The 13146-nt window shown below is 61.9% G+C and carries 17 protein-coding genes and 1 pseudogene; 13 read left to right on the top strand and 5 right to left on the bottom strand.

Annotated features, from left to right (window positions below):
• Positions 1-53: 53 nt before the first annotated feature.
• The 8 genes and pseudogenes from BcFMB_RS03025 to BcFMB_RS09805 all read left to right on the top strand — a co-directional run bounded on the left by BcFMB_RS03025 (position 54) and on the right by BcFMB_RS09805 (position 6032).
• Entirely contained in the window at positions 54-1232 is a 1179-nt protein-coding gene (locus tag BcFMB_RS03025) for an IS256-like element IS1249 family transposase (protein ID WP_005323424.1), read from the top strand.
• 50 nt (positions 1233-1282) lie between these two features.
• Positions 1283-1348 carry an erythromycin resistance leader peptide gene (locus BcFMB_RS10045; protein WP_071569110.1) on the top strand — a complete coding sequence of 22 codons (66 nt, stop codon included), beginning with the start codon at positions 1283-1285 and terminating at the stop codon, positions 1346-1348.
• A 99-nt stretch (positions 1349-1447) separates the two neighbouring features.
• On the top strand, positions 1448-2302 hold the full coding sequence (erm, locus tag BcFMB_RS03015) for a 23S ribosomal RNA methyltransferase Erm (RefSeq protein WP_005390949.1): 855 nt from the start codon (positions 1448-1450) through the stop codon (positions 2300-2302).
• Between the two features lie 164 nt (positions 2303-2466).
• Positions 2467-2884: pseudogene (locus BcFMB_RS09695) on the top strand (transposase family protein); the annotation flags it as partial.
• A gap of 309 nt (positions 2885-3193) precedes the next feature.
• Positions 3194-4372, top strand: coding sequence for an IS256-like element IS1249 family transposase (locus tag BcFMB_RS03010; protein WP_005323424.1), 1179 nt, complete (start codon positions 3194-3196; stop codon positions 4370-4372).
• Between the two features lie 95 nt (positions 4373-4467).
• Positions 4468-4668, top strand: coding sequence for a flavodoxin (locus tag BcFMB_RS03005; RefSeq protein WP_232513868.1), 201 nt, complete (start codon positions 4468-4470; stop codon positions 4666-4668).
• A gap of 156 nt (positions 4669-4824) precedes the next feature.
• Complete coding sequence (locus BcFMB_RS03000) at positions 4825-5211, top strand: hypothetical protein (RefSeq protein WP_099721015.1); 387 nt, start codon at positions 4825-4827, stop codon at positions 5209-5211.
• Between the two features lie 104 nt (positions 5212-5315).
• The gene (locus tag BcFMB_RS09805; protein ID WP_232513867.1) at positions 5316-6032 is read left to right on the top strand and encodes a DUF4234 domain-containing protein; all 717 of its coding nucleotides are present in this window, start codon (positions 5316-5318) and stop codon (positions 6030-6032) included.
• Here the strand turns inward: BcFMB_RS09805 and BcFMB_RS02990 are convergent.
• The gene (locus BcFMB_RS02990; RefSeq protein WP_099721014.1) at positions 6014-6931 is read right to left on the bottom strand and encodes a LysR family transcriptional regulator; all 918 of its coding nucleotides are present in this window, start codon (positions 6929-6931) and stop codon (positions 6014-6016) included. The genes BcFMB_RS09805 and BcFMB_RS02990 overlap by 19 nt on opposite strands.
• A gap of 167 nt (positions 6932-7098) precedes the next feature.
• Between BcFMB_RS02990 and BcFMB_RS02985 the strand changes: the two genes are divergently transcribed.
• The 4 genes from BcFMB_RS02985 (at position 7099) to BcFMB_RS02970 (ending at position 10187) form a co-directional block, all read left to right on the top strand.
• Entirely contained in the window at positions 7099-8085 is a 987-nt protein-coding gene (locus BcFMB_RS02985) for an alpha/beta hydrolase (protein ID WP_099721013.1), read from the top strand.
• Positions 8086-8280: 195 nt separating this feature from the next.
• Positions 8281-8724 carry a cupin domain-containing protein gene (locus BcFMB_RS02980; protein ID WP_099721012.1) on the top strand — a complete coding sequence of 148 codons (444 nt, stop codon included), beginning with the start codon at positions 8281-8283 and terminating at the stop codon, positions 8722-8724.
• Positions 8725-8853: 129 nt separating this feature from the next.
• A complete protein-coding gene (locus BcFMB_RS02975; RefSeq protein WP_099721011.1) occupies positions 8854-9591 on the top strand; it encodes a carboxymuconolactone decarboxylase family protein in 738 nt (245 codons plus the stop codon).
• A gap of 113 nt (positions 9592-9704) precedes the next feature.
• Positions 9705-10187: a methylated-DNA--[protein]-cysteine S-methyltransferase gene (locus tag BcFMB_RS02970; RefSeq protein WP_099721010.1), complete on the top strand. Its 483-nt coding sequence runs from the start codon at positions 9705-9707 to the stop codon at positions 10185-10187.
• A 3-nt stretch (positions 10188-10190) separates the two neighbouring features.
• Here the strand turns inward: BcFMB_RS02970 and BcFMB_RS10040 are convergent, their stop codons facing one another.
• Positions 10191-10322: a DUF4241 domain-containing protein gene (locus BcFMB_RS10040; protein WP_418215009.1), complete on the bottom strand. Its 132-nt coding sequence runs from the start codon at positions 10320-10322 to the stop codon at positions 10191-10193.
• 74 nt (positions 10323-10396) lie between these two features.
• Here BcFMB_RS10040 and BcFMB_RS09800 point away from each other — a divergent pair, with 74 nt between their 5' ends.
• Positions 10397-10708, top strand: coding sequence for a type II toxin-antitoxin system antitoxin, RelB/DinJ family (locus BcFMB_RS09800; protein ID WP_232513866.1), 312 nt, complete (start codon positions 10397-10399; stop codon positions 10706-10708).
• Here the strand turns inward: BcFMB_RS09800 and BcFMB_RS09795 are convergent.
• From BcFMB_RS09795 to BcFMB_RS02950, 3 genes are all read right to left on the bottom strand, one after another.
• Entirely contained in the window at positions 10671-10817 is a 147-nt protein-coding gene (locus tag BcFMB_RS09795) for a hypothetical protein (protein ID WP_232513865.1), read from the bottom strand. The genes BcFMB_RS09800 and BcFMB_RS09795 overlap by 38 nt on opposite strands.
• On the bottom strand, positions 10814-12022 hold the full coding sequence (locus BcFMB_RS02955; protein ID WP_024541500.1) for an MFS transporter: 1209 nt from the start codon (positions 12020-12022) through the stop codon (positions 10814-10816). The genes BcFMB_RS09795 and BcFMB_RS02955 overlap by 4 nt, the downstream gene beginning before the upstream one ends.
• Positions 12023-12158: 136 nt before the next feature.
• Positions 12159-12893 carry an SOS response-associated peptidase family protein gene (locus BcFMB_RS02950; RefSeq protein ID WP_232513864.1) on the bottom strand — a complete coding sequence of 245 codons (735 nt, stop codon included), beginning with the start codon at positions 12891-12893 and terminating at the stop codon, positions 12159-12161.
• Between the last annotated feature and the right edge of the window lie 253 nt (positions 12894-13146).

Raw genomic sequence — 13146 nt, 5'->3', positions numbered from 1 at the left:
ATCCTCGGTGTGGCAGCCGTGATGTGCTATGCGCGGCGTGGTGTGGTGTCGCAATGTCGAAGAACCAACCACGCTGCCACTGCGGCGGTGAAATGAAACGCAACGGCACCACCAGCAAAGGCACCACCAGATGGCGCTGCAAACAATGCGGCGCCTCCAGCGTCAAACGTCGAAACGACATCACCAACGCGGCAGTGTTCACCCAGTTCATCGAGCATTGCACCACCGCAATATCACTCGACGACCTAGCCAAACGAAACGGTGTTAGCCGCGCCACCATGAAGCGGCGCTTCAAGTGGTGCTGGCTCGTTGATGTGCCTGACCCCACCGCCGGCCACCACAAGCGGATCTACGACCAGGTATTTCTCGATGGCACCTACACCGCCGGTGGCTGCCTGATCGTCGCGGCGACCATCGACCACGTGATCGCCTGGCACTGGTGCAAACACGAAACCACCCGCGACTACCAACTGCTGCTTGAACGCATCGAAGCCCCACTCATCGCCGTCATCGACGGCGGCCAAGGCGCATACAGCGCAATCAAAAAGTGCTGGCCGACTACGAAAATTCAACGCTGCCTCGTCCACGCCCAACGCGTGGTCCGCCGCTACACCACCACCAACCCACGCACCGATGCCGGGCGCACCATCTACCGACTTGCGCTGAAACTGACCCGGATCACCACACTGGATGAAGCCGCCGCGTGGGGTGTGCAACTGCACGAGTTTTCAACGATCTACCGGGAATGGATGAACGAGAAAACCATGATCAAAGACCCCAAAACAGGTGCATGGACCCGCGTGTGGACCCACCACAACGTGCGCAAGGCCTACAACAGCCTCAACCATCTTTGGCGGTCCGAGATGCTGTTTGTCTACCTCAACCCGCCAGCAGGAGTCCTTGCGCCCGAGCGGATCAAATCCACCACCAACAGCTTAGAAGGCGGCATCAACGCCCAGCTCAAACTGCTCGCCAGAACCCACCGCGGCAGATCAGGCGAACGACAACGCCGCATGCTGGATTGGTGGCTCTACTTAAAAACGGAACTGCCTGACGATCCAGTACGAATCGCCAGGCAGTCCGACTGGGGCCAGGGCCAACTCGCCAAAGTATCCACCCTGACCCAAACCGAGAACCAAGCCGACCACGAAACAGGACGCCCAGCCCTCTACGACAACGCTATCGACACCGACTACACCCACTCAATCGGCATTCAAAAAGGCCAAATCTAACCCCCGCGACACGCCGAGCCAGACACACATTTTGACCCTTAACCCTTTAAATGGATATAATTAGACCCATGTTGATTTCAGGTACCGCTTTCTTGCGGTTGCGCACCAACCGCTAAGGCGGTTTCCTACCCCGTAGGTTAAAAACCGCTCCGGTCCTTTAGCCGGGCGGCTATTTGTCATGCCCGGCTCCCTTTCAAATCCAAGGAGCACACCTTATGTCTGCATACGGACACGGCCGTCACGAGCATGGCCAAAATTTTCTCACCAACCACAAGATCATCAACTCCATCATCGACCTTGTGAAACAAACCTCCGGCCCCATCATTGAGATCGGACCAGGAAGCGGTGCCCTCACTCACCCGATGGCCCACTTGGGGAGGGCGATAACGGCAGTTGAAGTGGACGCAAAACTAGCTGCCAAAATCACACAAGAAACCTCCTCGGCGGCGGTCGAAGTGGTCCATGATGATTTCCTTAACTTCCGGTTACCCGCCACTCCCTGCGTCATTGTGGGAAACATTCCCTTTCACCTCACCACTGCCATTCTTCGAAAGTTGCTGCATGCGCCAGCATGGACTGACGCTGTACTCCTCATGCAGTGGGAAGTCGCTCGCCGCCGGGCCGGGGTAGGCGCAAGCACGATGATGACGGCTCAGTGGTCCCCATGGTTCACATTTCACCTGGGTTCTCGGGTACCAAGGACTGCTTTCCGGCCACAGCCAAACGTTGACGGGGGGATCTTAGTGATCCGCCGGGTGGGTGACCCGAAGATTCCGATAGAGCAGCGCAAAGCCTTTCAGGCGATGGTGCACACCGTTTTCACTGCCCGGGGACGCGGGATAGGGGAAATTCTCCGAAGGGCAGGGTTGTTTTCATCACGTTCAGAAACACAATCATGGTTGCGCTCGCGAGGAATCGACCCCGCGACCCTACCTCCCAGATTGCACACCAACGACTGGATCGATCTCTTCCAGGTGACTGGTTCCTCTCTACCTCACCATCGACCCATTTCACCATCGGGAAGTAGTCAACGACCTCCTCAACGGAAAAACCGAAGCCGGCGGCGTTAATCCCCACCAAAACCGAAATCCACCAGTAGTACTAAAAGGGCTCTTCCGGTTTTAGAGTGCATTGATTAGTTCGCCGGGGGTTCGGGCGTGGCACAAGATATTGGGGTCCTTGGCTTTGTAGGAAAAAGGTATCTAATCCATCCGTACAAAACTAAGGACCTACTGTGCAGCCTAACGGAAATGTCATCGTCGATACCATCTGCCGCACCGCAAAACTAGGAACTACTATCACCGGTGCCACAGAAAACGGTGACGTCACTGTTATTGAAGCCGAACCCGTCGAGCCGATCAATGAATGCCCTACCTGCGGGCAGCCTGGAGTATTCCGCGACCACGTCATCCGCAGCCTGGTCGATCTGCCCATCGTCGGCCACCCAACAACTTCATGTGCGCCTTCCACGCTACCGGTGCACCAACAAGCGTTGCTTGCAGAAGATCTTCCGTGCTGGCCTTGCCTGCGCGCCCGACAATTCAAAGACCACGGACCAGGTGACCCACTGGATCCTGCAACGACTCTGCCTAAATCGGATGAGCGTTGCCGCTGCACCCAAGTCATTAGGCCTGGGGTGGGATATGAAGTGTCCCAGGTTTTGTTCCGTTTGATGAAACCCGTTTTTGAAACAACGTACGGAGCACAACGCACGCCGATGCCAAAGCTTCCGCAACATCGACTACCTCATCAAACCCACGACAGTGGGATTCACACCCTCAATCCCCACGCGTGCAATCTGGGTTAAGGGTCAAAAAGTGTGTCCGGAATCGCGGATTTTCACGGATTGACCTGTAGGTTTCCGGAAAGTATATGCTCCGGAAGCATATATCTAGCCCCCGACGGGAAATCCTCGGTGTGGCAGCCGTGATGTGCTATGCGCGGCGTGGTGTGGTGTCGCAATGTCGAAGAACCAACCACGCTGCCACTGCGGCGGTGAAATGAAACGCAACGGCACCACCAGCAAAGGCACCACCAGATGGCGCTGCAAACAATGCGGCGCCTCCAGCGTCAAACGTCGAAACGACATCACCAACGCGGCAGTGTTCACCCAGTTCATCGAGCATTGCACCACCGCAATATCACTCGACGACCTAGCCAAACGAAACGGTGTTAGCCGCGCCACCATGAAGCGGCGCTTCAAGTGGTGCTGGCTCGTTGATGTGCCTGACCCCACCGCCGGCCACCACAAGCGGATCTACGACCAGGTATTTCTCGATGGCACCTACACCGCCGGTGGCTGCCTGATCGTCGCGGCGACCATCGACCACGTGATCGCCTGGCACTGGTGCAAACACGAAACCACCCGCGACTACCAACTGCTGCTTGAACGCATCGAAGCCCCACTCATCGCCGTCATCGACGGCGGCCAAGGCGCATACAGCGCAATCAAAAAGTGCTGGCCGACTACGAAAATTCAACGCTGCCTCGTCCACGCCCAACGCGTGGTCCGCCGCTACACCACCACCAACCCACGCACCGATGCCGGGCGCACCATCTACCGACTTGCGCTGAAACTGACCCGGATCACCACACTGGATGAAGCCGCCGCGTGGGGTGTGCAACTGCACGAGTTTTCAACGATCTACCGGGAATGGATGAACGAGAAAACCATGATCAAAGACCCCAAAACAGGTGCATGGACCCGCGTGTGGACCCACCACAACGTGCGCAAGGCCTACAACAGCCTCAACCATCTTTGGCGGTCCGAGATGCTGTTTGTCTACCTCAACCCGCCAGCAGGAGTCCTTGCGCCCGAGCGGATCAAATCCACCACCAACAGCTTAGAAGGCGGCATCAACGCCCAGCTCAAACTGCTCGCCAGAACCCACCGCGGCAGATCAGGCGAACGACAACGCCGCATGCTGGATTGGTGGCTCTACTTAAAAACGGAACTGCCTGACGATCCAGTACGAATCGCCAGGCAGTCCGACTGGGGCCAGGGCCAACTCGCCAAAGTATCCACCCTGACCCAAACCGAGAACCAAGCCGACCACGAAACAGGACGCCCAGCCCTCTACGACAACGCTATCGACACCGACTACACCCACTCAATCGGCATTCAAAAAGGCCAAATCTAACCCCCGCGACACGCCGAGCCAGACACACATTTTGACCCTTAACCCACGAGATCTTCCTCGGCTACCCGCTGTGGTGGGACACGGCGCCGCGCGAGGTGCGCACATGGCTCGAGGCGCATGACTTCGCCGGCAAGAAGCTCACGACCTTCGCGACGTCGTCGTCGAGCACACGCGGCGCGCTCGGCGAACAGCTGCACGATTCGGCGCCCGACGCGCAGTGGATCGACGGCCGCCGATTCGACGTGGACGCAAGCGAGGACGAACTGCGCGTCTGGGCGCAGTCGCTCGGCATGTGAGCGTCGCGGACATCGTCTGCATCTCGCAGCACTGCGCAATCCCGACATCGTCGCGTTCCAGCGGCAGCACATCAGACTCCGCATGCGATCGCGGCGCGTAGTATGGGACGGACACGACGATGACCAGACGACCATGACGCAGAACGGAGACGACGGATGACGGGGACGGATCGGCACGACGACGAAGGACGGATCAGGAACGTGCGCTCGAAGGCGGCATTGGCCGCCATCGCCGCGCTCGTCGTCATCGGCTACATCCTTGTCATGCCGGTGCTGCTGTCGTCCTTCGACGGCGCGCCGAACGACATGATCGGCGCATGGCTCGACCGATCGACGATGAACGTGTGGCTGCTCGTCGCGGTCACGATCATTGGTCTCGGCTGCTGGATCGGCGCCGCCGCCCTCGAAAAGCGATACCGTCCACAAGGTCGGATGGCCGGATGGAGATCGCTCATCCGACCGGTCGTGACGGTCGTGACCGGGTTATGTGGTTTCTGCGTCTGTTTCTCGCTGCCGATGCTGTGCCTGCTGCATCTGGGATGACATCCGCCGTCTGCGCCCCGTTTGCGTACAGGCGGCATCGGCGCCTACACTCAAAGCGGACCCATGTACTGCCGCATGGGCAGTATTGAGGAAGAGGACCCGTCATGACCGACAGCAACATGCATCCGCAGATCCCGACCCCGGCGCTGCCGCCGCGTCCGGGCACGTCCGGCGCGACGCCTGCGCCGACCTACCCGGGCATGTCCAGCGGGGCGCCGCAGCAGCAGCAGACCTATCCGACCTATCCATCGCAGCCGTCGCCGTCATCACAGCCTTATGCGGAACCGGCGAACAATGCGACGCCGGCGACGCCCTATGCCGATGCAAACATCCCGCCATCGACGCCGGCCGGCGGCGCGCCGATGCCGAACGGATACGGACCGCAGCAGCCGATTCCGGTGACCGTCGTCCAACAGGTGCCGGCATACAAGCTCAAGACGAACCGCAGCCTGCTCAAGTACATCCTGCTCGGCCTCATCACGTTCGGCATCTACGACATCGTCGTCATGTACGACGTGACCGAAGCGACGAACATGGTCGCCACACCACATGACGGCCGCAAATCGACGAACTACCTGTTGATGTTCTTCCTGTTCGGATGGTTGTCGCTCGGCATCGCGTGGCTCGTCTGGTACAGCAACCTGTCGGATCGCATCGGCAACGAGCTGCAGCGCCGCGGCATGCCTCGTGAAGTGAGCATGGCCGATTTCTGGCTGTGGTGCATCCTTGGCTCGCTGATCATCGTCGGCCCGTTCATCTATCTGTACAAGCTGCTCAAGGCCACGAACATGATGTGCGAGGACTACAACGCGCGCGGCTGAGCCGTATATGCCTCGGACGGCGGCGCGGGCGAGGTCTCGCGCAACTGCCGCAGGAAACGCTCGGCGATCGGGCTGAGCGGCCGGTTGCGCCGCCAGGTCAGATACAGTTTCGTGTCGAGCTCCGGCCGCAACGGGCGGAACACGAGCCCCGACCCCTCGCTGGTATCGACGATCCGGTCGAAGGTGAGCAGCACGCCAAGGCCTTCGCGCGCGAAGACGGCCGCGTTGTAGGCAAGGCCGAAGGTCGCCTCGAGCCGCAGATCGGGCATGCGCGACCCGGCCCAGCGCGCGATATCGTGCTTCCATCCCTGCTGCGAGCAGAACAGCGGCTCACCGACGAGATCGTCGATGCCGATGCTCTCGCGTGCCGCCAATCGATGGCCGTCCGGGACGATGACGCCCCAGCGATCGACGTCCGGGAACGCCAATGCGTCGCACTTCGTGCGGTCGGGGTCCTGCGCGAGCACCGCGAAATCGAGCGTACCCTGGTCGAGGTGCTCGAGCACTTGCGCGGAGACGCCGCTTTCGACGTGGTAGCGCAGATTGGTGCACCGTTCGCGCAGCCGTTTGATCTGCTGTGCGAGATACCGGATCTGATACGACTCCGCGAGTCCGAAATACAGTGTGCCGCCGGTGACGTTGCCGAGCGACGCGAACTCGTCCTCGATGCGGTCCGCCATGCCGACGAGGTCGCGCGCGCGTTCGCGCAGCACCTGCCCTTCCTTCGTCAACGTCAGCCCGAAGCTGCGGCGCACGAACAGCTTCGTGCCGAGCTCATGCTCGAGCGACCGGATGAGCTTCGACAGCGACGGCTGCGACATGTGCAGGTTGGCCGCGGCGCGCGTCATGTTCTCTTCGCGCGAAACCTCGAGGAATGCGCGCAATGCTCGAATCTCCATCGGCTTCCCTTCGCAACGTTATTCTTTAATTGAATAATGATTATAGCAAATAACCATTTGTGTTATAACGCGATGCTGCCGATACTGACAATCACAAGACATCACCATGACGCGCAAGCCACACGCCATCGCACATGACGCGCGGCCCTTCACGAAGGAGGTCACCGATGACGACACTGGAGCTGACGCCGGTCTGGGACAAGGTATTCCCGCAGAGCGACAAGGTCGAGCACAGCAAGATCACGTTCCACAACCGCTACGGCATCGAACTGGCCGCCGATGTCTACGAGCCGGAGCGCACACCGGCGAACGGCAAGTTCAAGGCGATCGCCGTCTGCGGCCCCTTCGGCGCCGTCAAGGAGCAAGCCAGCGGCCTGTACGCGCAGACGCTCGCCGAACGCGGCTTCCTCACGATCGCGTTCGACCCGTCGTTCACCGGCGAATCGGGCGGCTCGCCGCGCGCCGTCGCCTCGCCGGACATCAACACCGAGGACTTCTCGGCCGCCGTTGACTATCTCGCGAACCGTCGCGACGTCGACCCAGAGGGCATCGGCATCCTCGGCATCTGCGGCTTCGGCGGCATGGCGCTCAACGCGGCCGCGAACGATCCGCGCATCAAGGCGACCGTGGCAAGCACGATGTACGACATGAGCCGCGTCACCGCGAACGGTTACTTCGACGCCGACGATTCGCCGACCAAGCGCAACGCGACGCGCGCGCAGCTGGCCAAGCAGCGCACCGAGGACTACGCGAACGGCGACTATGCGCGCGCCGGCGGCGTCGTCGACCCGCTGCCCGACGACGCACCGCAGTTCGTCAGGGACTACCACGCCTACTACAAGACGCCGCGCGGCTACCACGCTCGTTCGGTGAACTCGAACGCCGGCTGGAACATGACCTCCGCGCTGTCGTTCATGAACATGCCGCTGCTGAGCTACATCGACGAGATCGAGAACCCGGTGCTGCTCGCCCACGGCGAGAAGGCCCATTCGCTGTACTTCTCAAAAACCGCCTATGACAAGCTCGAGCATGGCGTGAACCCGGCGAACAAGAAGCTGCTGATCATTCCGGGCGCGAACCGCACCGATCTGTATGACAATCTCAACGCAATTCCGTTCAACGCGATCGGGCAGTTCTTCGACCGCAACCTGTGATCGGACGCCCTCGGACGTGATGGCATGCATCTGCATCCGCACAGCCGAACATATGCACAACAATCATGCATCGTATGCAGTTTTACGATTTGCTGCATATGAAAATCAGTCCCATACTATGCCCTAGCAACGCACGGACGCGACGACGCAAAACAGCGCCGGCCGCCGCGCAATGGCAACCATGGAGGCACAATCATGAACAACTATCCGGTTCCGGTCGGCGTGCCGACCGCATACGCACAGTCGCTGATGCTCCCGGTGGGCGCACCGAACGACGCCTATGCGCAGTACTTCACCGACAGGAGCCGGCTCGCACCGATCTCCGGTGAACAGGTGCGCATGGCCAACGTCACCTTCGACCCCGGCTGCATCAACCATTGGCACATCCACCACGCCACGAAGGGCGGCGGCCAGATGCTCATCTGCGTCGGCGGACGCGGCTACGCGCAGATCGAAGGCCAGGAGCCGATCGCGATGACGCCGGGCACCGTCGTGCACATCCCGGCGAACACGAAGCACTGGCACGGCGCCGCACCGGGCAGCTGGTTCTCGCACATCGCCATCGACGTGCCCGGTGAGGGCAAGAGCAACGAATGGCTCGAGCCGGTCGACGAGGACGAGTACAACAAGCTCGCCTAAGCCGGCGCAATAAGACCTACCCCTGAATAATTCCCCCATCCGGCGGCTCGCGACCTCCAACGCGAGCCGCCTTTCCCCCACGTTTACCTATTTTCGTTGCCATCCGATTCTTCAAGAAACCAGGTCATCATGACGCAGCACACCACCGATCCCGACCACAATCCGAACGACGAACTCATCCGCACCGACCCGCACTTCGTCGACCGCCTGCTGCATTTCGCCGACGAGGAGGTCGCGCAAGATCCGGACACGAGGCTCGATCCCGAGACGCGGTATCTCGCGATCCTCGCGACACTGCTCGGCTGCCAGGGCACCGACGAGTTCCGCATCCAGCTGACGCGCGCGCTCGACGCCGGCCTCTCGCCGGTCGAGGCGAAGGAGGTCGTCTATCAAGCCGTCGACTACCTTGGCCTGGGACGCGTGCGCCCGCTCCTCGGCATCACGAACGATGTGCTCGAGGCGCGCGGCGTGAGCCTGCCGCTGCCCGACCAGACCACGACGACGATGGACGACCGCCTCGAGGCTGGCAACGCGAAGCAGGTGGAGCTCTTCGGCACCGGCATGGACAAGAGCTACGAACGCAGCAAGGTCAACTATTGGCTCGCCGACAACTGCTTCGGCGACTACTATACGCGCACCGGCCTGACGAACGCCCAGCGCGAGATGGTCACGTTCTGCTATCTGTCCGCCCAAGGCGGCGTCGAGCCGCAGCTATTCGCCCACGCGAAGGCGAACATCGGCCTGGGAAACGACGCCGACTTCCTGCGCAAGGTCACGCTACAGTGCCTGCCGTACATCGGCTATCCGCGTACCCTCAACACGCTGCGTATCGTCGACGAGGCCGACAAGACGCTGCGTTCCGCCTGAATCGGCGTCCCCGATTACGCAGAATCAGTGAGCGTTCGCGTCGCGACGGCGAGCATCAGCAGACCGCCTTCTATAATCAGGGCAACATACGCACCGTCAACGAGGAGGACGTCATGCAGGGATTTGCGACGTATATGGGCACCTACGGCCCCATGAGGATCGATTGGCAGGATGATGCGGTCACCGGACTGCACATCGTCACCCATGAAGACCACGAACACGACGGCGACGGCGAGCCCACGACGCTCACCGACAGGACCTTCGACGAACTCGAACGATACTTCGCCGGCGAGCTGCGTGAGTTCACCGTGCCGATCGCGTTCACCTTCGGCACGCCGTTCCAGCGCGCCGTATGGCATGCGCTGCGGCAGATCCCGTACGGCCAGACGCGCACCTACGCGCAGATCGCGCAGGCCGTGGGACGTCCGAAGGCTGTGCGCGCGGTGGGCTCCGCGAACAACCGCAATCCGCTGCCGTTCATCGTGCCGTGCCACCGCGTCGTCGGCGCCAACGGCAACCTCGTCGGCTACGCCTACGGCGTGGAGATGAAGCGCGCGCTGCTGCTGATGGAGATGCGCGCGGTAGAAGCCGACTGACGATCATGCCTGCACCGGATAGACACCGGGCGGCACCGTCTGCATATAGGGCTGCGCATCCTCCAACTCCGTCATCGGATCACAGGCGATGATTCGGCCGGTGGGAAGATGCAAGTCCCCCCAACGACAACACATCCACCGGCACCGCACCGATGGTGGGTTCGGTGAAATACCGCGCGAAATCAGTGACGGCATCCAGTTGACGCCGAATGGCCTCGTATCGGTTCAACCAAGACCGATCCGGCATTGCACATCACTTCCTTGTGTTCGTCATGTCGATTGCATGGACCACCAAGGCTCATACGTCCCAAGCCCATGCCGGCATCGTAACAGATAAGGCACAAGGTCAGCGCACATCGCCCACATGCGACCTGTTCCTTCGCCAATCCATCCGCGACAACGGCATGCCGTTCAAGATCACCCGCGAGCCCGTGGAAAGCATCGAGGCACGCCGTCAGGTGGATGCATATGAAGGACGGTCTTTCACCAGTTCCGAAGATCTGATGAAAAACCTGCTCTGACGACGATGAAGATCAGATCGAGGCCACGGCTTCGGCGATGGGGGGCGCCGTTGGACATCATGATGATCTTGCCGTAGATGTTCGGCTTGTCGAGGACGGCGGCGCTCATTCACCCACCTCGATCTTCGCGCGCTCCATGCGGCTGTACAGCGCGAGCAGCACGACGGCGAGCGCGGCGAAGGGCACGCCGCTCAGCGCCGGATAGTGGTAGTTCATATGCGATGCGTCGAGCACGGAGCCGCCCACCATCGAGCCGACGGCGTTGCCGAAGTTGAACGCGATCTGCACGGCGGCGCCGCCGATAAGCCCCCCGCATTCGGCCATGATGAGCTGCTGCGGCGCGGAGACGAAGAACAGGCCGAAGGAGATCACGAAGGTGAGGATCGCCGTGCTCACGCGCGAGCCGGGGATCAGGAAGACGGCGAGCAGCCCCACGCAGGCGACGAGCTGGCCGAGCGCCGACGTGGCGCCCGGATTCCAGCGGTCGCAGACGCGGCCGCCGATCAGGCCGCCGACGACCATGCCGAAGCCGGCGAGCATCATCAGTGCGGAGACCGTCGTATCCGGCCATCCGCCCACATGCTGCAGCCACGGGCTGACGTAGCTCCACCAGCAGAAGATGCCCACGTTGCCGACGAAGACGGCGACGAGCACCATCCACGGCCCGGGTTTGCGCAGGAACGCGAACTGGCCGCCGAGACCGGCGTCGTCGGCGGGCGCGATGAACGGCACCCACACGCGCACGAGCACGCCGGTGACGACGGCGCAGACGGCGAGCGAGGCGAACGCGAGATGCCAGGACAGATGTTCGGCGAGCAACGTTCCGGCCGGCACGCCGAGCATGTTCGCCACCGTCTGCCCGGTGACCATCGACGCCACAGCCTGCGCCTCCCTGCCCCGCCGCGCGAGCAGCTTCGCGATGAGCGTCGCCGTGCCGAAGAACGCGCCGTGCGGGAAGCCGGCGATGAAACGCGCGACGATCATCATCGGCGCGTTGACGGCGACCGCGCTCAGCGCGTTGCCGATGAAGGCGATCGCCATGAACAGGATGATGAGCGAGCGCGGCGGGATCCTGCGCCCGAAGATCAGCAGCAATGTACCCACGCACACGCCGATCGCGTACGCCGAGATGAAGTTGCCGGCGAAGGGGATGCTCACCTGCAGCGCCTGTGCGACCTGCGGCAGGATGCCCATCATGACGAACTCAGCCGCGCCGAACACGAAGGCGCCGGCGGCGAGCGCGAACAGGCCGAGACCGTGGCCGCCGCCGTCCGCCTTCGATCCGTTCGATGAATTGACTATCGCGTTCGCCATCTTCCCACCTCGCCTGTGCACCGCGCTTATATCGTTGCTTATATCGTTATCGATTGCGAATGTTTCACATGAAACGCCTAACAGCATAACGGAGTCCCTGACCGCGCGCCGCAGACGCCGCGGCACCCGTCGGCTGCTACCCCGCCTTGCATGCGACGAGCGGCACGGCGGAACGGTCGGCGAGACGCATGTACGCCGGCCCGAGCCACGTCGTCAGCTCGGTCGGATGCAGGATGAGCGGCATCCGTGGATGCACCGGAGCCATCGCGGCGTTCGCGCGCGTCGTGACCATCGAATACTCATCGCCGCGCCGGATGCCGCCGATGAACATGATCGGCATGTCCGGAATCGCGAACAGATACTGCTGTTTGATGACACGGCCGGTGCGTTCGCTGACACGCGTCTCGGTACCGCTCGACTCGTAGAAACGACGGCAGGCGATGACGCAGCGGTCATGTTCCATCGACGCGCGCCAGATCGGCTTGTCCGCGCTTTCGATGCGCGTGTTGAAGATCGGCTGCGGATTCCACTGCGTACCGTATCCCCACGCCAGATCCGCGCGTTCCAACGCGCCGGGCGCCAGCGCCGTGACGCCGACCGCCGTGTCGAAGGTCGGCACGATGACCGGCGACACCGCCTTCGGATACACGTCGATCAGTTGGCGCTCCCCGCGCGGTCGTTCCGACGACTGCGACGACTGCGGATAGTCGAGCTCACGCTGCTCATACTGCGGCACGGCGGTCTCCGCGGGGCGCGACTCGGGCTCCTCCGGCGGCCGTTCGGGTCGTTCTCCGCTCAGCCGTTCGACGAGCCGATCGACTTCCTCATCCGACAATCCCAGATAATGCGCGCACATGCCTTCACCGTACATCACAACGAGCGTGCGCGACGCCGCTGTCCCCCGACAGCGTCGCCGCCCGCGCATATGCCGATGCGAACGTGTCCGACACGTAGCACACACCTGATGATCGCAATGGATGCCCTCCGCGAGCACGATGGGTGCGGTTCGCCCCCGTTGTGTTTGCAACGGACACCGTCTGCGAACATGGCCGGCGCGCGACTCCCCTCCGATGTTCGCAAACGAGGTCGCCCGCCGCCGGCTCGTCATTGGCGCACATCGATGC

Origin of the sequence: Bifidobacterium choerinum, from assembly GCF_002761235.1 — a bacterium.
GTDB classification, from domain to species: domain Bacteria; phylum Actinomycetota; class Actinomycetes; order Actinomycetales; family Bifidobacteriaceae; genus Bifidobacterium; species Bifidobacterium choerinum.
Note: the sequence above shows the minus strand (reverse complement) of the source record. Positions and strands in the feature narration are given on the sequence as shown.